This window comes from Pseudomonas folii, from assembly GCF_014357575.1.
GTDB classification, from domain to species: Bacteria; Pseudomonadota; Gammaproteobacteria; order Pseudomonadales; family Pseudomonadaceae; genus Aquipseudomonas; species Aquipseudomonas folii.
Map to the genome: position 1 here is coordinate 37,774 of NZ_JACONW010000009.1, position 22,387 is coordinate 60,160.

27 protein-coding genes are annotated in these 22,387 nt (G+C 54.1%); all 27 read right to left on the reverse strand.

From position 1 onward, the window contains the following. Positions 1-177, reverse strand: coding sequence for a 50S ribosomal protein L30 (gene rpmD, locus H8S59_RS03750; protein ID WP_003186033.1), 177 nt, complete (start codon positions 175-177; stop codon positions 1-3). Positions 178-179: 2 nt separating this feature from the next. After that, positions 180-680, reverse strand: coding sequence for a 30S ribosomal protein S5 (gene rpsE / locus H8S59_RS03755; RefSeq protein ID WP_003186035.1), 501 nt, complete (start codon positions 678-680; stop codon positions 180-182). 3 nt (positions 681-683) lie between these two features. Beyond that, the gene (rplR, locus tag H8S59_RS03760; protein WP_027898307.1) at positions 684-1,034 is read right to left on the reverse strand and encodes a 50S ribosomal protein L18; all 351 of its coding nucleotides are present in this window, start codon (positions 1,032-1,034) and stop codon (positions 684-686) included. Positions 1,035-1,044: 10 nt separating this feature from the next. Further along, positions 1,045-1,578 carry a 50S ribosomal protein L6 gene (gene rplF / locus H8S59_RS03765; protein ID WP_027898306.1) on the reverse strand — a complete coding sequence of 178 codons (534 nt, stop codon included), beginning with the start codon at positions 1,576-1,578 and terminating at the stop codon, positions 1,045-1,047. A gap of 12 nt (positions 1,579-1,590) precedes the next feature. After that, positions 1,591-1,983, reverse strand: coding sequence for a 30S ribosomal protein S8 (gene rpsH / locus H8S59_RS03770; RefSeq protein WP_027898305.1), 393 nt, complete (start codon positions 1,981-1,983; stop codon positions 1,591-1,593). A 213-nt stretch (positions 1,984-2,196) separates the two neighbouring features. Continuing rightward, on the reverse strand, positions 2,197-2,502 hold the full coding sequence (gene rpsN / locus H8S59_RS03775; RefSeq protein ID WP_027898304.1) for a 30S ribosomal protein S14: 306 nt from the start codon (positions 2,500-2,502) through the stop codon (positions 2,197-2,199). Positions 2,503-2,515: 13 nt separating this feature from the next. Beyond that, positions 2,516-3,055, reverse strand: a complete 540-nt coding sequence (gene rplE, locus H8S59_RS03780) for a 50S ribosomal protein L5 (protein ID WP_004883677.1) — start codon at positions 3,053-3,055, stop codon at positions 2,516-2,518. Between the two features lie 20 nt (positions 3,056-3,075). Then, positions 3,076-3,390, reverse strand: a complete 315-nt coding sequence (rplX, locus tag H8S59_RS03785; protein WP_002555478.1) for a 50S ribosomal protein L24 — start codon at positions 3,388-3,390, stop codon at positions 3,076-3,078. An 11-nt stretch (positions 3,391-3,401) separates the two neighbouring features. After that, positions 3,402-3,770 carry a 50S ribosomal protein L14 gene (gene rplN, locus H8S59_RS03790; RefSeq protein ID WP_002555479.1) on the reverse strand — a complete coding sequence of 123 codons (369 nt, stop codon included), beginning with the start codon at positions 3,768-3,770 and terminating at the stop codon, positions 3,402-3,404. Positions 3,771-3,793: 23 nt separating this feature from the next. Then, entirely contained in the window at positions 3,794-4,060 is a 267-nt protein-coding gene (gene rpsQ / locus H8S59_RS03795) for a 30S ribosomal protein S17 (RefSeq protein ID WP_002555480.1), read from the reverse strand. Positions 4,061-4,062: 2 nt separating this feature from the next. Then, on the reverse strand, positions 4,063-4,254 hold the full coding sequence (gene rpmC, locus H8S59_RS03800) for a 50S ribosomal protein L29 (RefSeq protein ID WP_002555481.1): 192 nt from the start codon (positions 4,252-4,254) through the stop codon (positions 4,063-4,065). Continuing rightward, positions 4,254-4,667 (reverse strand): 50S ribosomal protein L16, encoded by a 414-nt coding sequence (gene rplP, locus H8S59_RS03805; RefSeq protein ID WP_027898303.1) that lies wholly within the window; start codon positions 4,665-4,667, stop codon positions 4,254-4,256. Before rplP ends, rpmC begins: the two co-directional genes overlap by 1 nt. Positions 4,668-4,679: 12 nt before the next feature. Further along, positions 4,680-5,366, reverse strand: coding sequence for a 30S ribosomal protein S3 (rpsC, locus tag H8S59_RS03810; protein ID WP_003176422.1), 687 nt, complete (start codon positions 5,364-5,366; stop codon positions 4,680-4,682). Between the two features lie 13 nt (positions 5,367-5,379). Next, entirely contained in the window at positions 5,380-5,712 is a 333-nt protein-coding gene (rplV, locus tag H8S59_RS03815; protein ID WP_027898302.1) for a 50S ribosomal protein L22, read from the reverse strand. A gap of 13 nt (positions 5,713-5,725) precedes the next feature. Then, entirely contained in the window at positions 5,726-6,001 is a 276-nt protein-coding gene (gene rpsS, locus H8S59_RS03820) for a 30S ribosomal protein S19 (protein ID WP_002555486.1), read from the reverse strand. A 16-nt stretch (positions 6,002-6,017) separates the two neighbouring features. Further along, positions 6,018-6,842, reverse strand: a complete 825-nt coding sequence (gene rplB / locus H8S59_RS03825; RefSeq protein WP_003317104.1) for a 50S ribosomal protein L2 — start codon at positions 6,840-6,842, stop codon at positions 6,018-6,020. Positions 6,843-6,856: 14 nt separating this feature from the next. Further along, positions 6,857-7,156, reverse strand: a complete 300-nt coding sequence (gene rplW, locus H8S59_RS03830; protein ID WP_002555488.1) for a 50S ribosomal protein L23 — start codon at positions 7,154-7,156, stop codon at positions 6,857-6,859. Next, on the reverse strand, positions 7,153-7,755 hold the full coding sequence (gene rplD / locus H8S59_RS03835; protein ID WP_020290705.1) for a 50S ribosomal protein L4: 603 nt from the start codon (positions 7,753-7,755) through the stop codon (positions 7,153-7,155). Before rplD ends, rplW begins: the two co-directional genes overlap by 4 nt. Positions 7,756-7,767: 12 nt before the next feature. Continuing rightward, on the reverse strand, positions 7,768-8,403 hold the full coding sequence (rplC, locus tag H8S59_RS03840) for a 50S ribosomal protein L3 (RefSeq protein WP_027898301.1): 636 nt from the start codon (positions 8,401-8,403) through the stop codon (positions 7,768-7,770). Between the two features lie 81 nt (positions 8,404-8,484). After that, a complete protein-coding gene (gene rpsJ, locus H8S59_RS03845; RefSeq protein ID WP_003186070.1) occupies positions 8,485-8,796 on the reverse strand; it encodes a 30S ribosomal protein S10 in 312 nt (103 codons plus the stop codon). A gap of 140 nt (positions 8,797-8,936) precedes the next feature. Next, positions 8,937-10,130 carry an elongation factor Tu gene (gene tuf, locus H8S59_RS03850; protein ID WP_027898300.1) on the reverse strand — a complete coding sequence of 398 codons (1,194 nt, stop codon included), beginning with the start codon at positions 10,128-10,130 and terminating at the stop codon, positions 8,937-8,939. A 32-nt stretch (positions 10,131-10,162) separates the two neighbouring features. After that, on the reverse strand, positions 10,163-12,265 hold the full coding sequence (gene fusA, locus H8S59_RS03855; RefSeq protein ID WP_027898299.1) for an elongation factor G: 2,103 nt from the start codon (positions 12,263-12,265) through the stop codon (positions 10,163-10,165). Between the two features lie 30 nt (positions 12,266-12,295). Continuing rightward, positions 12,296-12,766 carry a 30S ribosomal protein S7 gene (gene rpsG / locus H8S59_RS03860; RefSeq protein ID WP_002555493.1) on the reverse strand — a complete coding sequence of 157 codons (471 nt, stop codon included), beginning with the start codon at positions 12,764-12,766 and terminating at the stop codon, positions 12,296-12,298. Between the two features lie 122 nt (positions 12,767-12,888). After that, complete coding sequence (gene rpsL, locus H8S59_RS03865; RefSeq protein ID WP_002555494.1) at positions 12,889-13,260, reverse strand: 30S ribosomal protein S12; 372 nt, start codon at positions 13,258-13,260, stop codon at positions 12,889-12,891. A 201-nt stretch (positions 13,261-13,461) separates the two neighbouring features. Further along, positions 13,462-17,661: a DNA-directed RNA polymerase subunit beta' gene (gene rpoC, locus H8S59_RS03870; RefSeq protein WP_027898298.1), complete on the reverse strand. Its 4,200-nt coding sequence runs from the start codon at positions 17,659-17,661 to the stop codon at positions 13,462-13,464. 63 nt (positions 17,662-17,724) lie between these two features. Continuing rightward, positions 17,725-21,798 (reverse strand): DNA-directed RNA polymerase subunit beta, encoded by a 4,074-nt coding sequence (rpoB, locus tag H8S59_RS03875; RefSeq protein WP_095100567.1) that lies wholly within the window; start codon positions 21,796-21,798, stop codon positions 17,725-17,727. Positions 21,799-22,016: 218 nt separating this feature from the next. Next, positions 22,017-22,382, reverse strand: a complete 366-nt coding sequence (gene rplL / locus H8S59_RS03880; RefSeq protein ID WP_187520562.1) for a 50S ribosomal protein L7/L12 — start codon at positions 22,380-22,382, stop codon at positions 22,017-22,019. Positions 22,383-22,387 lie beyond the last annotated feature (5 nt).

Below are 22,387 nucleotides of genomic sequence, written 5' to 3' on the forward strand. Positions count from 1 at the left end.
TTAACCCTCGACTCGCAGCATGTAGTAAGCCTTGTTGATCATCCCGCGATTCTCAGGAGTATCCAGTACTTCTACAGTGTGACCGATGCGACGCAGACCCAGACCTTTAACACACAGTTTGTGGTTAGGAATGCGACCGGTCATGCTTTTGATCAGCGTTACTTTAACGGTAGCCATGATCAGAAGATCTCCTTGACACTTTTGCCGCGCTTGGCAGCAATAGACTCAGGAGATTGCATAGCCTTCAAACCCTTGAAAGTGGCGTGAACCACGTTTACAGGGTTAGTCGAGCCATAGCACTTGGCCAATACGTTCTGAACACCAGCAACTTCCAACACTGCGCGCATAGCGCCGCCAGCGATGATACCGGTACCTTCAGAGGCAGGCTGCATGTACACCTTCGAAGCGCCATGGGCGGACTTCATTGCGTACTGCAGAGTAGTGCCATTCAGATCAACCTGGATCATGTTGCGGCGAGCAGCTTCCATCGCCTTCTGGATCGCAGCAGGCACTTCACGTGACTTGCCACGGCCAAAACCAACACGCCCTTTACCATCACCAACCACGGTCAACGCGGTGAAAGTGAAGATACGGCCGCCTTTTACAGTCTTTGCAACGCGGTTAACTTGAACCAGCTTCTCAATGTAGCCTTCGTCGCGTTTTTGGTCGTTATTTGACATAACTTAGAACTCCAGCCCGCCTTCACGAGCAGCATCAGCCAGCGCCTTGACGCGGCCGTGGTACTTGAAGCCAGAACGGTCGAAAGCCACTTGTGATACACCGGCGGCTTTCGCACGCTCAGCAACCAGCTGGCCAACCTTAGTGGCCGCGTCGATGTTGCCAGTGGCACCATCACGCAGTTCTTTGTCCAAAGTCGAGGCGCTCGCCAGGACTTTGCTGCCGTCGGCCGAAATGACCTGGGCATAAATGTGCTGCGAAGAGCGGTGCACGCAGAGACGCACGACTTCTAGCTCGTGCATTTTCAGGCGTGCTTTGCGAGCGCGACGCAGTCGGGTAACTTTTTTGACGGTCATTTGCTATGCCCTACTTCTTCTTGGCTTCTTTACGGCGGACGACTTCGTCTGCGTAACGCACACCTTTGCCTTTGTACGGCTCAGGACGGCGGAAGTCGCGGATCTCAGCGGCCACTTGACCAACCAACTGCTTGTCGATACCTCGGATGAAGATATCGGTCTGGTTGGGAGTCTCAGCGGTGATGCCTTCCGGCAGGTCGTAATCCACTGGGTGCGAGAAGCCAAGAGCCAGGTTCAGCACTGTGCCTTTTGCTTGCGCTTTGTAACCAACACCGACCAGCTGGAGCTTACGCTCGAAGCCTTGGCTTACGCCCTGGACCATGTTGTTAACCAGTGCACGAGTGGTGCCGGCCATTGCGCGAGTTTGTTGATCGCCATTGCGAGCAGCGAAACGCAGCTCACCAGCTTCTTCAACAATCTCAACGGACGAATGGATGTTCAGATCTAGAGTGCCTTTGGCGCCCTTCACCGAAAGCTGCTGGCCGACGAGTTTAACTTCGACGCCTGCTGGCAACTTAACGGGGTTCTTAGCTACGCGTGACATGCTTATCCCCCCTTAGAACACTGTGCAAAGCACTTCGCCGCCGACACCGGCAGCGCGCGCAGCACGATCCGTCATCACACCTTTGCTGGTGGAGACGATAGACACACCGAGGCCGCCACGAACTTTTGGCAGATCATCGACGGACTTGTACTGACGCAGGCCTGGACGGCTTACGCGCTTCACTTCTTCGATGACTGGACGGCCTTCGAAGTACTTCAGCTCGATAGACAACAGCGGTTTTGTTTCGCTGCTGATCTGATAACCCGCAATGTAACCTTCGTCTTTCAGGACTTTGGCTACAGCAACCTTCACAGTGGAAGATGGCATGCTTACGACGGGCTTTTCAGCCATCTGGGCATTACGGATACGAGTTAGCATGTCCGCTAACGGGTCCTGCATACTCATGGGCTAGACGCTCCTAATACAAAATAATTAGCCTTGCGGCTACAGCTTATCGCCGAGAATTCCGGGCAAATGAAAAACACGGGCTCAGGCGAGCCGGCAATTCTAGGCGTACCCCGGAAATGAATCAAGCCCCAATAGGGGCTTGATTCAAATTCAGGCTTGATTCCGACCAATCGCTTGCACGATAAGCCGGAACTTCGCGAGAAAGGCGTATTACCAGCTGGCTTTAACCAGACCTGGCACATCACCACGCATTGCGGCTTCACGCAGCTTGTTACGGCCAAGGCCGAACTTGCGGTAAACGCCGTGCGGACGACCAGTGATGCGGCAGCGGTTACGCATGCGCGAAGCGCTTGCGTCACGTGGCTGCTTCTGCAGAGCTACGGTAGCTTCCCAACGCGCTTCTGGACTTGCGTTCAGATCAACGATGATTGCTTTGAGCGCTGCACGCTTGGTGGCGTACTTGGCAACTGTGAGCTGACGCTTCAGCTCACGGTTCTTCATGCTCTTCTTGGCCATTTTCCTACTCCAATCAGTTGCGGAACGGGAATTTGAAAGCACGCAGCAGAGCGCGGCCTTCGTCATCGTTCTTGGCAGTGGTGGTCAGGGTAATGTCCAGACCGCGGAGAGCATCGATCTTGTCGTAGTCGATTTCCGGGAAAATGATCTGCTCTTTTACGCCCATGCTGTAGTTACCACGACCGTCGAAGGACTTGGCATTCAGGCCGCGAAAGTCACGAACCCGAGGCAGGGAGATCGAAAGCAGACGATCCAGGAATTCATACATACGATCGCGGCGCAGAGTCACTTTGACGCCGATCGGCCAACCTTCACGGACTTTAAAGCCAGCGATGGATTTCCGAGCGTAAGTCACAACGACTTTTTGACCGGTGATCTTTTCCAGGTCAGCAACAGCGTGCTCGATGACTTTTTTGTCGCCGATCGCTTCGCCCAGACCCATGTTCAGGGTGATTTTAGTAACGCGCGGAACTTCCATCACGTTCGCGAGCTTAAGTTCTTCCTTAAGCTTCGGAGCGATTTCCTTCCGGTAAATCTCTTTTAGTCGTGCCATGGTCTTCTACCTAGCAGTGTTCAAGCATCAACCGCTTTTTGGGTCGACTTGAAGACACGAATTTTCTTGCCATCTTCAACTTTGAAACCAACGCGGTCAGCCTTGTTGGTTGCGCCGTTGAAAATAGCGACGTTAGAAGCGTGCAGTGGCGCTTCTTTCTCGACGATACCGCCCTGTACGCCCGACATCGGGTTAGGCTTGGTATGACGCTTGACCAGGTTGATCCCACCAACGACCAGACGGTCGTCAGCGAGAACCTTGAGCACCTTACCGCGCTTACCTTTGTCTTTGCCGGCGATCACGATGATCTCGTCGTCACGACGAATCTTTTGCATGTCGGATCTCCTTACAGCACTTCTGGGGCGAGCGAGACGATCTTCATGAACTTCTCAGTACGAAGTTCACGGGTCACTGGCCCAAAGATACGGGTGCCGATCGGCTCTTGCTTGTTGTTCAAAAGAACAGCAGCGTTGCCATCAAAGCGGATGATGGAGCCGTCAGCACGACGAACGCCATGGCGAGTGCGGACTACAACAGCAGTCATCACTTGGCCTTTTTTCACCTTACCGCGAGGAATTGCTTCCTTGACGGTAACTTTGATGATGTCACCGATACCAGCGTAACGACGATGGGAGCCACCCAGCACCTTGATGCACATAACGCGGCGTGCGCCGCTGTTATCGGCCACATCGAGCATGGATTGAGTCTGAATCATATAATTTCTCCGACCCCTAGTCCTTAGACTTCCACAGCGCGTTCGAGAATATCAACCAGTGCCCAAGACTTGGTCTTGGCTACAGGACGAGTTTCACGAATCGTGACTTTGTCGCCGATGTGGCATTGATTGGTTTCGTCGTGCGCGTGCAGCTTAGTCGAACGCTTAACGTATTTACCGTAGATCGGGTGCTTAACGCGACGCTCGATCAGAACGGTGATGGTCTTGTCCATCTTGTCGCTGACAACACGGCCAGTCAGCGTACGGACGGTTTTTTCGGCTTCAGCCATGATTACTTACCTGCCTGCTGGTTGAGCACAGTCTTCACGCGAGCGATGTCACGCTTAACTTGCGAGAGCAGGTGAGACTGCCCCAACTGGCCAGTTGCTTTCTGCATACGCAGATTGAACTGGTCGCGCAGCAGGCCGAGCAGTTGCTCGTTCAGCTGCTGTGCTGATTTTTCACGAAGTTCATTCGCTTTCATCACATCACCGTCCGTTTAACAAAGGAGGTGGCGAGCGGCAGCTTTGCAGCAGCCAGGGCGAAAGCCTCACGCGCCAGCTCTTCAGAAACACCCTCGATTTCATACAGGACTTTGCCTGGCTGAATCTGGGCAACCCAGTACTCCACGTTACCCTTACCTTTACCCATACGAACTTCGAGGGGCTTTTTGGTTACAGGCTTGTCCGGGAATACACGGATCCAGATTTTACCGCCACGTTTAACGTGACGGGTCAGAGCACGACGCGCTGACTCAATCTGACGGGCAGTGAGACGACCACGAGCAACAGACTTCAGCGCATATTCGCCGAAGCTGACTTTGCTACCGCGCAATGCCAAGCCACGGTTGTGGCCAGTCATCTGCTTGCGGAACTTCGTACGCTTTGGTTGCAACATTTGGCGTACCCCTTACTTAGCAGCTTTTTTACGAGGCGCAGGTGCTTGTGGTTTCAGTTCTTCTTGGCGACCACCAATTACTTCGCCTTTGAAGATCCAAACCTTTACACCGATCACACCATAAGTGGTGTGAGCTTCGTAGTTGGCATAGTCGATGTCGGCACGCAGGGTGTGCAAAGGCACACGACCTTCGCGATACCATTCAGTACGTGCGATTTCAGCACCGCCGAGACGACCGCTCACTTGGATTTTGATGCCTTTGGCACCAATGCGCATGGCGTTCTGTACAGCGCGCTTCATAGCGCGACGGAACATAACGCGACGCTCCAGCTGCTGAGCTACGCTCTGCGCAACCAACATACCGTCGAGCTCCGGCTTGCGGATTTCTTCGATATTGATGTGCACAGGCACACCCATTTGCTTGGTCAGGTCCTGACGCAGTTTCTCAACATCTTCACCTTTCTTCCCGATAACGATACCAGGACGAGCAGTGTGGATGGTGATACGTGCTGTCTGAGCCGGACGATGGATATCGATACGGCTTACGGACGCGCTTTTTAGTTTGTCTTGGAGATACTCACGCACTTTCAGATCAGCGAACAAATAGTCCGCATAAGTCCGACCGTCTGCGTACCAGACGGAGGTGTGCTCCTTGACGATTCCCAGGCGAATGCCAATGGGATGTACTTTCTGACCCATCTCTTCGACTCCGTTACTTGTCAGCAACCTTGACAGTGATATGGCAAGACCGCTTGACGATGCGATCAGCACGGCCTTTGGCACGTGGCATGATGCGCTTCAGCGAACGCCCTTCGTTGACGAAAACGGTGGAGACCCGGAGGTCATCAACGTCTGCGCCTTCGTTATGCTCGGCGTTGGCTACAGCCGACTCCAGCACTTTCTTCAGGATCTCGGCAGCTTTCTTGTTGCTGAAAGCCAACAGGTTGAGCGCTTCGCCCACCTTCTTCCCGCGGATCTGGTCGGCGACCAAGCGGGTTTTCTGGGCGGAGATTCGAGCGCCCGACAACTTAGCGGCTACTTCCATCGTTCCTTACCCCTTAACGCTTGGCTTTCTTGTCTGCCACGTGCCCACGATAAGTGCGGGTACCGGCAAACTCGCCTAGTTTATGGCCGACCATGTCTTCGTTCACGAGAACTGGAACATGTTGGCGACCGTTATGCACAGCAATGGTCAGACCGACCATTTGTGGCAGGATCATCGAACGACGCGACCAGGTTTTCACCGGTTTGCGATCGTTCTTTTCCGCCGCCACTTCGATCTTCTTCAGTAGGTGAAGATCAATAAAAGGACCTTTTTTCAGAGAACGTGGCACTGTCGTATCCCTCTATTTACTTGCGACGACGGACGATCATTTTGTCGGTACGCTTATTACCACGAGTCTTCGCGCCCTTAGTCGGGAAGCCCCACGGCGATACCGGATGACGACCACCAGAGGTACGACCTTCACCACCACCATGTGGGTGATCAACCGGGTTCATGGCAACACCACGAACGGTTGGGCGAACGCCACGCCAGCGCTTAGCACCAGCTTTACCCAAGGAACGCAGGCTGTGCTCGGAGTTCGAGACTTCGCCCAGCGTTGCACGGCACTCGGAAAGCACTTTACGCATTTCACCGGAACGCAGACGCAGGGTCACGTAGACACCTTCACGAGCGATCAGCTGAGCCGAAGCACCAGCGGAACGAGCGATCTGTGCACCTTTACCTGGCTTCAATTCGATACCGTGAACGGTGCTACCAACTGGAATGTTACGCAGTTGAAGAGCGTTGCCCGGTTTGATTGGAGCCAAAGCGCCTGCAATCAGCTGATCGCCAGCACTCACGCCTTTAGGGGCGATGATGTAGCGACGCTCGCCGTCTGCGTAAAGCAGCAATGCGATGTGAGCAGTACGGTTTGGATCGTATTCAATACGCTCGACAGTGGCAGCGATGCCATCTTTGTCGTTGCGACGGAAATCGACCAGACGATAATGCTGCTTATGACCACCACCGATATGACGGGTAGTAATACGGCCATTGTTGTTACGACCACCAGACTTCGATTTTTTCTCGAGCAGCGGTGCGTGAGGAGCGCCTTTATGCAGCTCCTGGTTGACCACCTTGACCACAAAACGGCGGCCAGGGGAAGTCGGTTTGCATTTAACGATTGCCATGATGCACCCCTTCCTTACTCAGCACTGCTGCTGAAATCGAGATCTTGGCCTGGCTGAAGGGAGATAACTGCCTTCTTCCAGTCATTACGCTTGCCCAGACCGCGAGCAGTGCGCTTGCTCTTACCCAGAACATTCAGGGTAGTAACACGCTCTACTTTCACGCTGAACAGGCTTTCGACGGCCTTCTTGATTTCCAGCTTGGTTGCGTCAGTAGCAACCTTGAAAACGAACTGACCTTTTTTGTCTGCAAGAACCGTAGCCTTTTCGGAAACATGCGGGCCAAGCAGAACTTTAAATACGCGTTCCTGGTTCATCCCAGCAGCTCCTCGAATTTCTTCACGGCCGACACAGTGATCAACACTTTGTCGTATGCGATCAGACTAACTGGATCGGAACCTTGTACGTCACGTACATCTACGTGCGGCAGGTTGCGAGCAGCCAGGTACAGATTCTGGTCAACAGCGTCAGACACGATCAGGACGTCAGTCAGGCCCATGCCAGTCAGCTTGTTCAGCAGATCTTTGGTTTTCGGTGCTTCAACAGCGAAGTCCTGAACCACGACCAGACGATCAGTACGAACCAGTTCAGCAAGGATGGAGCGCAAAGCTGCGCGATACATCTTCTTGTTGAGCTTCTGAGAGTGGTCCTGAGGACGTGCTGCGAAAGTGGTACCACCGCCACGCCAGATTGGGCTACGGATAGTACCGGCACGAGCACGGCCAGTACCCTTCTGACGCCATGGGCGCTTACCGCCACCACGAACATCGGAACGGGTCTTTTGCTGCTTGGTGCCCTGACGACCGCCAGCCATGTAGGCTACGACTGCCTGGTGTACCAGTGTCTCGTTGAACTCGCCGCCAAATGTCAGTTCGGAAACTTCGATTGCTTGAGCGTCATTTACATTTAATTGCATGTCAGCTTCCCCTTAACCGCGAGCCTTGGCTGCTGGACGTACAACCAGGTTGCCGCCAGTAGCGCCAGGAACAGCGCCCTTGACCAACAACAGATTGCGTTCAGCGTCCACGCGCACTACTTCCAGGGACTGCACGGTCACGCGCTCAGCGCCCATATGACCGGACATTTTTTTGCCCTTGAATACACGACCAGGAGTCTGGCACTGGCCGATAGAGCCTGGGACGCGGTGGGATACGGAGTTACCGTGGGTGTTATCTTGCCCGCGGAAATTCCAACGCTTGATCGTACCCTGGAAGCCTTTACCCTTGGACTGACCGGTTACATCAACCAGTTGACCAGCAGCGAAGATTTCAGCGTTGATCAGGTCGCCTGCTTGGTACTCGCCTTCTTCAAGACGGAATTCCATGACGGCACGACCAGCGGCAACGTTCGCTTTAGCGAAGTGGCCAGCTTGAGCAGCTGTAACACGCGAAGCACGACGCTCGCCTACAGTGACTTGCACTGCACGATAGCCATCGGTCTCTTCAGTTTTGAACTGGGTGACGCGATTCGGCTCGATCTCAATGACCGTAACCGGAATGGAGACACCTTCTTCGGTGAAAATACGGGTCATACCGCATTTACGACCGACTACACCAATAGTCATGTTGTAAACCTCATGAGTGTACGGGGCTTTCACCCGCTATGGCCGCCCATTTCAGAGCGTTACACGACTAAGACCCAAGTCTTAGCCGAGGCTGATCTGCACTTCCACACCGGCTGCAAGATCAAGCTTCATAAGCGCGTCAACGGTTTTATCCGTTGGCTGGACGATGTCCAGAACGCGTTTATGAGTACGGATCTCGTACTGGTCGCGCGCGTCTTTGTTGACGTGCGGAGAAACCAGAACGGTGAACCGCTCTTTACGTGTCGGCAGTGGGATTGGACCACGCACCTGAGCACCAGTACGTTTCGCGGTTTCCACGATTTCCTGGGTGGATTGGTCGATCAGGCGATGGTCAAAAGCCTTCAACCTGATACGGATTTGCTGGTTTTGCATTGGATTCAGACTCCAGATTGCTGTTCCCACCGAGCGCAATACGCCCGTTAAAAGGAGGCGCAATTCTATAGACGAGGTAACGGGGTGTCAACCCAATAAAAAAAGCCCCCGCAAGCGGAGGCTTTTTTTCAAATCATTGCTTACGCGATGATTTTGGCTACGACGCCGGCGCCGACGGTACGACCGCCTTCACGAATTGCGAAACGCAGACCATCTTCCATTGCGATTGGCTTGATCAGGGTAACGCTAACTTTCACGTTATCACCTGGCATAACCATCTCAACGCCTTCCGGCAGTTCGCAGCTACCAGTTACGTCGGTAGTACGGAAGTAGAACTGTGGACGGTAGCCCTTGAAGAAAGGAGTGTGGCGACCGCCTTCTTCTTTGCTCAGAACGTAGATTTCAGCTTCGAACTGAGTGTGCGGCTTAACAGTGCCTGGCTTAACCAGAACCTGACCACGCTCAACGTCGTCACGCTTGGTGCCACGCAGCAGAACGCCACAGTTCTCACCAGCACGACCTTCGTCCAGCAGCTTGCGGAACATCTCAACGCCAGTGCAAGTAGTTTTAGTGGTGTCACGCAGACCCACGATCTCTACTTCTTCCTGGATTTTGACGATACCACGCTCAACACGACCGGTAACAACAGTACCGCGACCCGAGATCGAGAATACGTCTTCGATTGGCATCAGGAACGGCTTGTCGATAGCACGAACTGGTTCTGGGATGTAGCTATCCAGAGTTTCAACCAGTTTCTTAACGGCAGTAGTGCCCATCTCGTTGTCGTCTTGGCCGTTCAGAGCCATCAGAGCAGAACCGATGATGATCGGGGTGTCGTCACCTGGGAAGTCGTAAGTGCTCAGCAGATCGCGCACTTCCATCTCAACCAGTTCCAGCAGCTCTGCGTCGTCAACCATGTCAGCCTTGTTCAGGAAGACAACGATGTACGGAACGCCAACCTGACGGGACAGCAGGATGTGCTCGCGAGTCTGAGGCATCGGGCCATCAGCAGCCGAACAAACCAGAATAGCGCCGTCCATCTGAGCAGCACCAGTGATCATGTTTTTTACGTAGTCGGCGTGACCTGGGCAGTCAACGTGCGCGTAGTGGCGAACGGCCGAATCGTACTCAACGTGAGCAGTGTTGATGGTGATACCACGAGCCTTTTCTTCTGGCGCGCTGTCGATTTTATCGAAGTCGACTTTAGCCGAACCGAAAACTTCGGAGCAAACGCGAGTCAGAGCAGCAGTCAGAGTGGTTTTACCGTGGTCGACGTGACCGATGGTGCCAACGTTGACGTGCGGTTTGTTACGTTCAAATTTTTCTTTAGCCACGACAGTGAACTCCTAGCCTAAAGGGGCTGAAATCAGCCTTGTTTTTTAACGATAGCTTCGACGACATTCGACGGAGCTTCGGAGTATTTGGAGAATTCCATAGAGTAGCTCGCGCGACCCTGGGACATGGAGCGAACGTCGGTCGCATAACCGAACATCTCACCCAACGGTACTTCGGCGCGAATCACTTTGCCAGAAACCGTATCTTCCATACCCTGGATCAGACCGCGACGACGGTTCAGGTCACCCATCACGTCGCCCATGTAGTCCTCAGGTGTAACAACTTCAACCTTCATGATCGGCTCAAGTACAACACCGCCACCCTTGGTAGCAAGTTGCTTGGTCGCCATGGAGGCTGCCACCTTAAACGCCATCTCGTTGGAGTCGACGTCGTGGTAAGAACCATCGAAAACGGTAGCCTTCAGGCCGATCAGCGGATAGCCGGCAACAACACCGTTCTTCATCTGCTCTTCGATACCCTTCTGGATAGCAGGGATGTATTCCTTAGGAACAACACCACCCACTACTTCGTTTACGAATTGCAGACCTTCCTGACCTTCGTCAGCAGGAGCAAAACGGATCCAGCAATGGCCGAACTGACCACGACCGCCGGACTGACGAACGAACTTGCCTTCGATCTCACAAGCCTTCGTGATTTTCTCACGATAGGAAACCTGTGGTTTACCGATGTTGGCTTCAACGTTGAACTCACGGCGCATCCGGTCAACCAGGATGTCCAAGTGCAACTCGCCCATGCCAGAGATGATCGTTTGACCAGTCTCTTCATCAGTTTTTACACGGAAAGACGGGTCTTCCTGAGCAAGCTTGCCCAGAGCGATACCCATTTTTTCCTGGTCATCCTTGGTCTTAGGCTCAACGGCAACCGAAATAACCGGCTCCGGGAAGTCCATACGAACCAGAATGATTGGCTTGTCAGCCGAGCAGAGGGTATCACCAGTGGTGACGTCCTTCATGCCGATCAGAGCCGCGATGTCACCAGCGCGAACCTCTTTGATCTCTTCACGTGTGTTCGCGTGCATTTGCACCATACGACCAACACGCTCTTTCTTGCCTTTAACCGAGTTGATCACGCCGTCGCCGGAGCTCAACACGCCCGAGTAAACACGAGCAAAGGTCAAAGTACCCACGAATGGGTCGGTAGCGATCTTGAACGCCAGAGCCGAGAACGGCTCGTTGTCGTCTGCATGACGCTCCATTTCAACAGTCTCGTCATCCGGGTCTGAACCCTTGATGGCAGGAATGTCTACAGGCGCAGGCAGGTACTTGATCACTGCGTCGAGAACCAGGGGAACACCCTTGTTCTTGAAGGAAGAACCGCAAACTGCCAGAACGATTTCGCCAGCGATCGTACGCTGACGCAAAGCGCCTTCGATTTCCGCGATGGTGAGTTCTTCACCTTCGAGGTATTTGTTCATCAGCTCTTCGTTGGCTTCAGCGGCAGCTTCAACCATGTTGCTGCGCCACTCGTCAGCCAGCTCTTGCAGCTCAGCCGGGATAGCTTCGCGACGAGGGGCCATGCCCTTGTCAGCGTCATCCCAGTAAACAGCTTCCATGGTCATCAGATCGATCTGACCCTGGAAATTGTCTTCAGAACCGATAGCCAACTGGATCGGCACCGGAGTGTGACCCAGACGCTGCTTGATCTGACCGATCACGCGCAGGAAGTTCGCACCAGCACGGTCCATCTTGTTTACATAAACAAGACGTGGAACGCCGTATTTGTTGGCTTGACGCCATACGGTTTCCGACTGAGGCTCAACACCCGACGTACCGCAGAACACAACGACCGCGCCATCGAGTACGCGCAGGGAGCGCTCTACTTCAATGGTGAAGTCAACGTGACCCGGAGTATCGATGATGTTGAAGCGATGTTTCTCGAACTGCTTGACGGAGCCAGCCCAGAATGCCGTCGTAGCAGCGGAAGTAATGGTAATACCCCGCTCCTGCTCTTGCACCATCCAGTCCATGGTCGCGGCGCCATCATGCACCTCGCCCATTTTGTGGTTTACGCCAGTGTAAAAAAGGACGCGCTCAGTGGTGGTGGTTTTACCAGCATCCACGTGAGCAACGATACCGATGTTACGGTAGCGGTTAATCGGAGTAGTACGAGCCATAAAGCCCTCGCAAAATTAGTGACGCTGAAATTAGAAGCGGTAGTGCGAGAAAGCTTTGTTAGCTTCAGCCATACGGTGCACGTCTTCACGCTTCTTAACTGCAGCACCTTTACCTTCAGCGGCGTCCAGCAGTTCGCCAGCCAAACGCAGAGCCATAGACTTCTCACCGCGCTTGCGCGCGAAGTCTACCAGCCAGCGCATTGCCAATGCATTACGACGGGACGGACGAACTTCGACCGGAACCTGGTAAGTAGCACCGCCTACACGGCGCGACTTTACTTCGACCAGCGGAGCGATGGCGTCGAGAGCTTTCTCGAAGATTTCCAGGGGATCGCTGTTCTTGCGTTCTTTAACCTTTTCCAGCGCGCCATAAACGATACGCTCGGCAACGGCTTTTTTGCCGCTTTCCATTACGTGGTTCATGAACTTGGCCAGAATTTGGCTTCCGTATTTTGGATCGTCAAGCACTTCGCGCTTGGCTGCTACGCGTCTTCTTGGCATGGATAAGCCCTCAAACGGTCTTCAGGTAGCTCGGGACCACCACTCACTCTGGAGTGCGCCCGACCTTACTCTTATCGACTCAGAAAAATAGAAATCTGCAATTTGTCACAGGAAGCCAAATACTACTTAGGCTTCTTGGTACCGTACTTCGAACGACCCTGGTTACGACCCTTAACGCCGGAAGTATCCAAAGAACCGCGAACGGTGTGATAACGAACACCTGGCAAGTCTTTTACACGACCGCCACGAATCAGTACCACGCTGTGCTCTTGCAGGTTGTGACCTTCACCACCGATGTACGAGGAAACCTCGAAACCGTTGGTCAGGCGCACACGGCATACTTTACGCAGTGCCGAGTTAGGTTTTTTCGGCGTGGTGGTATACACACGAGTGCATACGCCACGACGTTGCGGGCAGTTCTGCAGCGCAGGTACGTCGGATTTCTCGACGATACGCTTGCGCGGCTGACGTACCAGCTGGTTGATAGTTGCCATCTACTAGCTCCACTGTTGTCTTGCGACGCTATTGTCTTGCAAGAAAAGCAAAATGGCAGGACGCGAGTCCCGCCAAATTTAGGGGTACAAGAGTCTAAAGAGGATCCTGTCCCCAGTCAAGACAAAGCCCCGACGTCCTTTCTCGTCCAGCGACAGAATTTATCTGCCGCTTGATGAGCCAGGAGGCCGAGGCCTTACCCTTTAGTTACCGCTTGAGTTCAACGCTTCAGTCAATGCTGCTTCGACTTCGCTCGCGCTCACGCGCAACGGTTTGTCTACTTCACGGCGACGCTTGCGCTCGCTGTGATAAGCCAGACCTGTACCAGCCGGGATCAAACGACCCACAACCACGTTTTCCTTCAGACCGCGCAGATAGTCGCGCTTGCCTGTTACTGCTGCTTCGGTCAGTACACGGGTTGTCTCTTGGAAAGACGCCGCGGAAATGAACGACTCAGTGGACAACGAAGCCTTGGTGATACCCAGCAGTACACGGGTGAACTTGGAAACAAATTTCTCTTCCGCGTTCAGACGCTCGTTCTCGACCAGTACGTGAGTCAGCTCCATCTGATCACCTTTGATAAAGGTGGAATCGCCAGATTCGGAGATTTCAACTTTACGCAACATCTGACGCAGGATGGTCTCGATGTGCTTGTCGTTGATCTTCACGCCCTGCAGACGGTAAACGTCCTGGATCTCGTTAACGATGTACTTGGCCAGCGCACTTACACCCAGCAGACGCAGGATATCGTGTGGATCGCTAGGACCGTCAGAGATAACTTCGCCGCGGTTAACCTGTTCGCCTTCAAAGACGTTCAGGTGGCGCCACTTCGGAATCAGCTCTTCGTACGGATCGCTGCCATCGTTCGGGGTAATAACCAGACGACGCTTGCCTTTGGTTTCTTTACCGAATGCAATCGTACCGCTGACCTCTGCAAGGATCGACGCCTCTTTCGGACGACGAGCTTCGAACAAATCGGCAACACGCGGCAGACCACCGGTGATGTCTCGAGTCTTCGATGTTTCTTGCGGGATACGGGCGATAACATCACCGATCGCAACCTGCACACCATCCGCGACACCAACGAGTGCGTTAGCTGGCAGGAAGTACTGTGCAGGAACATCGGTTCCTGGCAGCAACAGATCCTTACCATCAACACCAACCATTTTCACAGCAGGGCGAATATCTTTGCCAGCTGCTGGACGGTCTTTGGCATCCAGAACTTCAATGTTGGTCATACCGGTCAATTCGTCTGTCTGACGCTTGATCGTGATGCCTTCTTCCATGCCCACGTAGGTCACGGTACCTTTCATTTCGGTAACGATTGGGTGAGTGTGCGGATCCCACTTGGCCACGATCGAACCTGCGTCGACCTTGTCGCCTTCCTTCACCGAAATCACTGCACCGTAAGGCAGCTTGTAACGCTCACGCTCACGACCGTAATCATCAGCGATGGCCAGCTCGCCCGAACGGGACACAGCTACCAGGTGACCGTCTACTCGCTCAACGTGTTTCAGGTTATGCAGGCGAACAGTACCGCCGTTTTTCACCTGAACGCTGTCAGCAGCAGAGGTCCGGCTTGCCGCACCACCGATGTGGAACGTACGCATGGTGAGCTGGGTACCCGGCTCACCGATGGACTGGGCAGCAATTACGCCGACCGCTTCACCGATGTTTACCTGGTGACCACGAGCCAGATCACGGCCGTAGCACTTGGCGCAGATGCCGTAACGGGTTTCACAACTGATCGGCGAACGAACGATTACTTCGTCGATGCTATTCAGCTCGATGAACTCAACCCACTTCTCGTCTACCAGCGTACCGGCAGGCACGATGACTTCGTCGGTGCCAGGCTTGAATACGTCACGGGCGATTACTCGACCCAGTACGCGCTCACCCAACGGCTCAACAACGTCACCGCCTTCAATGTGCGGAGTCATCAGCAGACCGTGTTCGGTACCGCAGTCAACTTCGGTAACAACCAGATCCTGGGCAACGTCAACCAGACGACGAGTCAGATAACCGGAGTTAGCTGTCTTCAACGCGGTATCCGCAAGACCCTTACGAGCACCGTGAGTAGAGATGAAGTACTGAAGTACGCTCAAGCCTTCACGGAAGTTCGCAGTGATCGGCGTCTCAATGATCGAGCCATCCGGCTTGGCCATCAGACCACGCATACCCGCCAGCTGACGAATCTGTGCAGCCGAACCCCGTGCACCGGAGTCAGCCATCATGTACATCGAGTTGAAGGATTCTTGATCAACTTCGACGCCGTGACGGTCGATAACGCGCTCTTTGGACAGGTTCGACATCATCGCTTTCGAGACTTCGTCGTTCGCCTTGGACCAAAGGTCGATCACCTTGTTGTACTTCTCGCCCTGAGTTACCAGGCCCGAAGCGTACTGGCTTTCGATCTCTTTAACTTCTTCAGTAGCCGCGTCGATGATCCGAGCTTTTTCATCAGGGATAACGAAGTCGTTAACACCAATGGAAACACCCGAAATAGTCGAGTAAGCAAAACCGGTGTACATCAACTGGTCAGCGAAGATAACGGTCTCTTTCAAACCAACCACGCGGTAGCACTGGTTGATCAGCTTGGAGATCGCCTTTTTCTTCATTGGCTGGTTGACCACGTCATACGAAAGGCCAGCCGGAACCACCTGGAACAACAGCGCACGGCCGACAGTGGTGTCGACGATACGGGTGTTCTTGACGCTGCCACCATCACGATCGTTGATCGTTTCGTGGATCCGGACTTTAACCTTGGCATGCAGCGCGGCTTCGCCGGCGCGGAATACACGGTCGACTTCCTGCAGATCCGCGAACACACGACCTTCGCCTTTGGCGTTGATCGCTTCACGAGTCATGTAGTACAGACCCAATACAACGTCCTGCGAAGGAACGATGATTGGCTCACCGTTGGCTGGGGACAGAATGTTGTTGGTCGACATCATCAACGCACGCGCTTCGAGCTGGGCTTCCAGCGTCAGCGGTACGTGTACGGCCATCTGGTCGCCGTCGAAGTCGGCGTTGTACGCAGCACAGACCAGAGGGTGCAGCTGGATAGCTTTACCTTCGATCAGTACCGGTTCAAAAGCCTGGATGCCCAGACGGTGAAGCGTTGGCGCACGGTTCAGCAGCACTGGGTGTTCGCGGATAACTTCTGCGAGAACGTCCCAGACTTCCGGCAGCTCGCGCTCAACCATCTTCTTGGCAGCTTTGATGGTCGTGGCGAGGCCACGCATTTCCAGCTTGCCAAAAATGAAAGGCTTGAACAGCTCGAGAGCCATTTTCTTCGGCAGACCGCACTGGTGCAGACGCAGGGTCGGACCAACGGTAATTACCGAACGACCCGAGTAGTCAACACGCTTACCGAGCAAGTTCTGACGGAAACGACCCTGCTTACCCTTGATCATGTCAGCCAGGGATTTCAGAGGACGCTTGTTCGAGCCAGTGATGGCGCGACCGCGACGGCCGTTGTCGAGCAGAGCATCGACAGCTTCCTGCAACATACGCTTTTCGTTGCGCACGATGATGTCCGGAGCGGACAGATCAAGCAGACGCTTCAAACGGTTGTTACGGTTGATCACTCGACGATAAAGATCGTTGAGGTCAGAAGTCGCGAAGCGACCACCGTCCAGCGGAACCAATGGACGCAAATCTGGCGGCAGAACCGGCAGAACGGTCAAAACCATCCACTCAGGCAGGTTACCCGACCCCTGGAAGGCTTCCATCAGCTTCAGACGCTTGGACAGCTTCTTGATCTTGGTTTCGGAGTTGGTTTGCGGAATTTCTTCACGCAGACGACCAATCTCATGCTCCAGATCGATAGCGTGCAGGAGCTCACGAACGGCTTCAGCACCCATGCGGGCGTCGAAGTCATCACCGAACTCTTCCAGCGCTTCGAAGTACTGCTCATCATTCAGCAGCTGACCTTTTTCAAGGGTGGTCATGCCTGGATCGATTACGACATAGCTCTCGAAATAGAGAACACGTTCGATATCACGCAGGGTCATGTCCATCAGCAAGCCGATACGGGACGGCAGTGATTTCAGGAACCAGATGTGGGCAACAGGCGATGCCAGTTCGATGTGAGCCATACGCTCACGACGGACCTTGGCCAGTGCAACTTCAACGCCGCACTTCTCGCAGATCACACCACGGTGTTTCAGGCGCTTGTACTTACCGCACAGGCACTCGTAATCCTTGACCGGACCAAAGATCTTGGCGCAGAACAAGCCGTCACGTTCAGGTTTGAACGTACGGTAGTTGATGGTTTCCGGCTTTTTAACTTCACCGAACGACCACGAACGGATCATCTCAGGCGATGCCAATCCAATACGGATGGCGTCGAACTCTTCGACTTGACCCTGGTTTTTCAGCAAATTCAGTAGGTCTTTCAAGGCCTTTCCTCCTGGCGGAGCAGAGGGCAGTCATACCGACCCACCCTCGATTCGCGTCACGTGTTATTCGGTTTCCAGATCGATATCGATGCCGAGCGAACGGATTTCTTTGATCAACACGTTGAAAGACTCGGGCATGCCCGGCTCCATACGGTGATCGCCATCCACGATGTTTTTGTACATCTTGGTACGGCCGTTCACATCGTCCGACTTCACTGTGAGCATTTCCTGCAGAGTGTAGGCCGCGCCGTATGCTTCCAGCGCCCACACCTCCATCTCCCCGAAACGCTGACCACCGAACTGAGCCTTACCACCCAGCGGCTGCTGGGTAACGAGGCTGTAAGAACCAGTGGAACGCGCATGCATCTTGTCGTCCACCAAGTGGTTCAGCTTCAGCATGTACATGTAGCCAACAGTAACCGGACGCTCAAACTTGTTGCCGGTGCGACCATCGAACAGCTGCATCTGGCCGCTCTCTGGCATATCTGCCAGTTTCAGCATTGCCTTGATTTCAACTTCCTTGGCACCGTCGAACACTGGCGTAGCCATTGGCACACCATTACGCAGGTTCTTCGCCAGATCCAGGATTTCTTTATCGCTAAAGTCCTCCAGCTTCTCTTGACGGCCACCGATCTCGTTATAGATCTCGGTCAGGAACTTACGCAGTTCAGCAACTTTACGCTGCTCCTCGAGCATGCGGTTGATCTTCTCGCCCAAGCCCTTGGCCGCCAGGCCCAGGTGAGTTTCGAGAATCTGACCAACGTTCATACGCGAAGGTACGCCCAACGGGTTGAGAACGATATCGACCGGCGTGCCATTGGCATCGTGCGGCATATCCTCAACCGGCATGATCACGGAGACCACACCCTTGTTACCGTGACGACCGGCCATCTTGTCGCCCGGCTGGATGCGACGACGGATTGCCAGGTAAACCTTGACGATTTTCAGAACGCCTGGAGCCAGGTCATCGCCCTGCTGCAGCTTGCGTTTCTTGTCTTCGAACTTGTCATCCAGAAGACGGCGACGATCAACGATGTAAGCCTGAGCTTTCTCGAGCTGCTCGTTCAGAGCATCTTCAGCCATGCGCAGTTTGAACCACTGGCCGTGCTCAAGACCGTCGAGAACTTCGTCGGTGATGTCCTGGCCTTTCTTCAAGCCAGCGCCGCCTTCGACCTTACGGCCAACCAGAGCGGAACGCAGACGTTCGAAAGTAGCGCCTTCAACGATACGGAACTCTTCGTTCAAGTCCTTGCGGATCTCGTCCAGCTGAGTCTTCTCGATGGACAGTGCGCGAGCGTCACGCTCAACACCATCACGGGTGAAGACCTGAACGTCAATGACAGTACCTTTGGTACCGGTAGGTACGCGCAGGGATGTGTCTTTAACGTCGCTTGCCTTCTCACCGAAGATAGCGCGCAGCAGTTTTTCTTCTGGCGTGAGTTGGGTCTCGCCTTTAGGCGTGACCTTACCTACCAGAATGTCGCCAGCACCAACCTCGGCACCTACGTAAACGATACCGGCTTCGTCCAGTTTGTTCAGTGCAGCTTCACCCACGTTCGGGATGTCTGCAGTGATTTCTTCAGGCCCAAGCTTGGTGTCACGCGCCACACAGGTCAGTTCCTGAATGTGGATCGTGGTGAAACGATCTTCCTGAACAACACGCTCAGATAGGCAGATGGAGTCTTCGAAGTTGAAGCCGTTCCACGCCATGAACGCGATGCGCATGTTCTGACCCAGAGCCAGCTCACCCATATCGGTGGACGGACCATCAGCCATGATGTCGCTACGCTCAACACGATCACCTTTGCTCACCAGCGGACGCTGGTTGATGCAGGTGTTCTGGTTGGAGCGGGTGTACTTGGTCAGGTTGTAGATGTCGACACCAGCTTCACCGGTTTCAACTTCATCATCAGCAACACGAACCACGATACGGCTTGCATCAACAGAGTCGATAACGCCGCCACGACGAGCCACGACGCAAACGCCGGAGTCGCGAGCCACGTTGCGCTCCATGCCAGTACCTACCAGCGGCTTGTCAGCACGCAGAGTAGGAACAGCCTGACGCTGCATGTTGGAACCCATCAACGCACGGTTGGCGTCGTCGTGCTCGAGGAACGGGATCAGCGAGGCCGCAACCGAAACTACCTGCTTCGGCGATACGTCCATCAATGTCACGTCTTCTGGAGCCTTGACGGTGAACTCGTTCAAGTGACGTACAGCAACCAGCTCGTCGATCAGGACCTTCTTGTCGTTCATCGCCGCAGAAGCCTGGGCGATGACGTGGTCGGCCTCCTCAATTGCAGAGAGGAAAACGATTTCGTCAGTTACCAGAGCGTCTTTAACAACACGGTACGGGCTCTCGAGGAAGCCGTACTGGTTGGTGCGCGCATAAGCAGCCAAGGAGTTGATCAGACCGATGTTCGGACCTTCCGGCGTCTCAATCGGGCATACACGACCGTAGTGAGTCGGGTGTACGTCACGAACTTCAAAGCCAGCACGCTCACGAGTCAGACCACCAGGGCCGAGTGCAGATACACGACGCTTGTGCGTGATCTCGGACAGCGGGTTGTTCTGGTCCATGAACTGGGAAAGCTGGCTGGAACCAAAGAACTCTTTAACCGCTGCGGCAACTGGCTTGGCGTTGATCAGATCCTGAGGCATCAGGCCTTCACTTTCTGCCATCGACAGACGCTCTTTGACTGCACGCTCAACACGTACCAAGCCAACGCGGAACTGGTTTTCAGCCATTTCGCCAACACAACGAACACGACGGTTACCCAAGTGGTCGATGTCGTCGACGATGCCTTTACCGTTACGGATATCAACCAGCGTCTTGAGAACGGCGACGATATCTTCTTTGCACAGAACGCCAGAGCCTTCGATCTCGGTGCGACCGATGCGACGGTTGAACTTCATCCGGCCTACAGCAGAGAGGTCATAGCGCTCCGGACTGAAGAACAGATTGTTGAACAGGGTTTCTGCTGCGTCCTTGGTAGGCGGCTCGCCTGGACGCATCATGCGGTAGATCTCGACCAGAGCTTCGAGCTGATTGCTGGTCGAATCGATTTTCAGCGTATCCGAAACAAATGGACCGCAGTCGATATCGTTGGTGTACAACGTTTCGATACGAACGACCTGCGCCTTGGCGACTTTAGCCAGGATCTCGGTGTTCAGCTCGGTGTTGCACTCAGCAATGATCTCGCCAGTGGCTGGATGCACGATTACCTTGGCAGTGGTGCGACCCAGGACGTAGTCCAAAGGCACTTCCAGTTGCTTGATACCGGCTTTTTCCAGCTGGTTGATATGACGAGCAGTAATACGGCGACCTTGCTCGACAATAACCTTGCCTTTGTCATCCAGGATATCCAGGACGGCAATTTCACCGCGCAGACGCTGAGGAACCAGTTCCAGACTGAGATTCTCACCGTGAACGTGGAACACGTTGGTGGTGTAGAAAGCATCCAGGACTTGTTCTGTCGTGTAGCCAAGCGCGCGCAGCAATACCGAAGCAGGCAGCTTGCGACGACGGTCGATACGGACGAATACACAGTCCTTTGGATCGAACTCGAAGTCCAGCCACGAACCACGGTAAGGAATGATGCGAGCGGAATAAAGCAGCTTGCCGGAGCTGTGCGTCTTGCCGCGGTCGTGGTCAAAGAACACGCCCGGGGAACGGTGCAGCTGGGAAACGATAACGCGCTCGGTACCATTGATAACAAAGGTGCCGTTCTCAGTCATCAGGGGGATTTCACCCATGTAGACTTCTTGCTCTTTGATGTCCTTGATCGCTTTGTTCGACGATTCTTTGTCGAAAATGATCAAACGGACTTTTACTCGCAGAGGTACAGCGTAAGTCACACCGCGCAGCACGCACTCTTTGACATCAAATGCCGGTTCGCCCAAGCGATAACCTACATACTCCAGCGCAGCATTGCCGGAGTAGCTGATGATCGGGAAAACGGATTTGAAGGCTGCATGCAGACCGACGTCGCGGAACTGATCTTTGGTAGCTCCCGCTTGCAGGAATTCGCGATACGAATCCAGCTGGATGGCCAGGAGATACGGCACATCCATTACGTCCGGCAACTTGCTAAAGTCCTTGCGGATACGTTTTTTCTCAGTATATGAGTAAGCCATCAGCGTTCCCCAGCTTGGTCACCTGCTTGTTTGGCTCCTCCCGACGGGAGCAGCCAGAAAATCGTGCAAACCCCTTGGTTTGCGCCACCATTCCGGTGGTTTTACACATTATGGATGCCGGCCGAGCCAGTCATCTATAACGGAAAAAGGCCGGTGGCAAGAGCCACCAGCCATCAGCCTTTCGCTTAACGCTTGGGCTGGACACTCAAGGTCGATACTTACTTCAGCTCGACTTTAGCGCCTGCTTCTTCCAGCGTAGCTTTGGCTTTGTCAGCAGCGTCTTTCGCCACTGCTTCCAGAACCATACCTGGTGCGCCGTCAACTACAGCCTTGGCTTCTTTCAAGCCCAGACCGGTCAGCTCACGTACAGCCTTGATGACGTTAACTTTCTTCTCGCCAGCTTCCAGCAGCATGACGTTGAATTCAGTTTGCTCTTCAACAACAGCGGCAGCAGCAGCTGGACCAGCAGAAGCAGCAGCGGCAGTAACACCGAACTTTTCTTCGAATGCTTTGATCAGCTCAACAACCTGCAGAACGGACATTTCGCCAACTGCGTTGAGGATATCGTCTTGAGAGATAGACATGAATC

What these genes read in the sequence shown, in the direction of transcription:
- rpmD (WP_003186033.1), bottom strand. Translation starts at nt 177, where the DNA reads ATGGCTACCGTTAAAGTAACGCTGATCAAAAGCATGACCGGTCGCATT.
- rpsE (WP_003186035.1), bottom strand. Translation starts at nt 680, where the DNA reads ATGTCAAATAACGACCAAAAACGCGACGAAGGCTACATTGAGAAGCTG.
- rplR (WP_027898307.1), bottom strand. Translation starts at nt 1,034, where the DNA reads ATGACCGTCAAAAAAGTTACCCGACTGCGTCGCGCTCGCAAAGCACGC.
- rplF (WP_027898306.1), bottom strand. Translation starts at nt 1,578, where the DNA reads ATGTCACGCGTAGCTAAGAACCCCGTTAAGTTGCCAGCAGGCGTCGAA.
- rpsH (WP_027898305.1), bottom strand. Translation starts at nt 1,983, where the DNA reads ATGAGTATGCAGGACCCGTTAGCGGACATGCTAACTCGTATCCGTAAT.
- rpsN (WP_027898304.1), bottom strand. Translation starts at nt 2,502, where the DNA reads ATGGCCAAGAAGAGCATGAAGAACCGTGAGCTGAAGCGTCAGCTCACA.
- rplE (WP_004883677.1), bottom strand. Translation starts at nt 3,055, where the DNA reads ATGGCACGACTAAAAGAGATTTACCGGAAGGAAATCGCTCCGAAGCTT.
- rplX (WP_002555478.1), bottom strand. Translation starts at nt 3,390, where the DNA reads ATGCAAAAGATTCGTCGTGACGACGAGATCATCGTGATCGCCGGCAAA.
- rplN (WP_002555479.1), bottom strand. Translation starts at nt 3,770, where the DNA reads ATGATTCAGACTCAATCCATGCTCGATGTGGCCGATAACAGCGGCGCA.
- rpsQ (WP_002555480.1), bottom strand. Translation starts at nt 4,060, where the DNA reads ATGGCTGAAGCCGAAAAAACCGTCCGTACGCTGACTGGCCGTGTTGTC.
- rpmC (WP_002555481.1), bottom strand. Translation starts at nt 4,254, where the DNA reads ATGAAAGCGAATGAACTTCGTGAAAAATCAGCACAGCAGCTGAACGAG.
- rplP (WP_027898303.1), bottom strand. Translation starts at nt 4,667, where the DNA reads ATGTTGCAACCAAAGCGTACGAAGTTCCGCAAGCAGATGACTGGCCAC.
- rpsC (WP_003176422.1), bottom strand. Translation starts at nt 5,366, where the DNA reads ATGGGTCAGAAAGTACATCCCATTGGCATTCGCCTGGGAATCGTCAAG.
- rplV (WP_027898302.1), bottom strand. Translation starts at nt 5,712, where the DNA reads ATGGAAGTAGCCGCTAAGTTGTCGGGCGCTCGAATCTCCGCCCAGAAA.
- rplB (WP_003317104.1), bottom strand. Translation starts at nt 6,842, where the DNA reads ATGGCAATCGTTAAATGCAAACCGACTTCCCCTGGCCGCCGTTTTGTG.
- rplW (WP_002555488.1), bottom strand. Translation starts at nt 7,156, where the DNA reads ATGAACCAGGAACGCGTATTTAAAGTTCTGCTTGGCCCGCATGTTTCC.
- rplD (WP_020290705.1), bottom strand. Translation starts at nt 7,755, where the DNA reads ATGCAATTAAATGTAAATGACGCTCAAGCAATCGAAGTTTCCGAACTG.
- rplC (WP_027898301.1), bottom strand. Translation starts at nt 8,403, where the DNA reads ATGACTATTGGTGTAGTCGGTCGTAAATGCGGTATGACCCGTATTTTC.
- rpsJ (WP_003186070.1), bottom strand. Translation starts at nt 8,796, where the DNA reads ATGCAAAACCAGCAAATCCGTATCAGGTTGAAGGCTTTTGACCATCGC.
- fusA (WP_027898299.1), bottom strand. Translation starts at nt 12,265, where the DNA reads ATGGCTCGTACTACTCCGATTAACCGCTACCGTAACATCGGTATCGTT.
- rpsG (WP_002555493.1), bottom strand. Translation starts at nt 12,766, where the DNA reads ATGCCAAGAAGACGCGTAGCAGCCAAGCGCGAAGTGCTTGACGATCCA.
- rpsL (WP_002555494.1), bottom strand. Translation starts at nt 13,260, where the DNA reads ATGGCAACTATCAACCAGCTGGTACGTCAGCCGCGCAAGCGTATCGTC.
- rpoB (WP_095100567.1), bottom strand. Translation starts at nt 21,798, where the DNA reads ATGGCTTACTCATATACTGAGAAAAAACGTATCCGCAAGGACTTTAGC.
- rplL (WP_187520562.1), bottom strand. Translation starts at nt 22,382, where the DNA reads ATGTCTATCTCTCAAGACGATATCCTCAACGCAGTTGGCGAAATGTCC.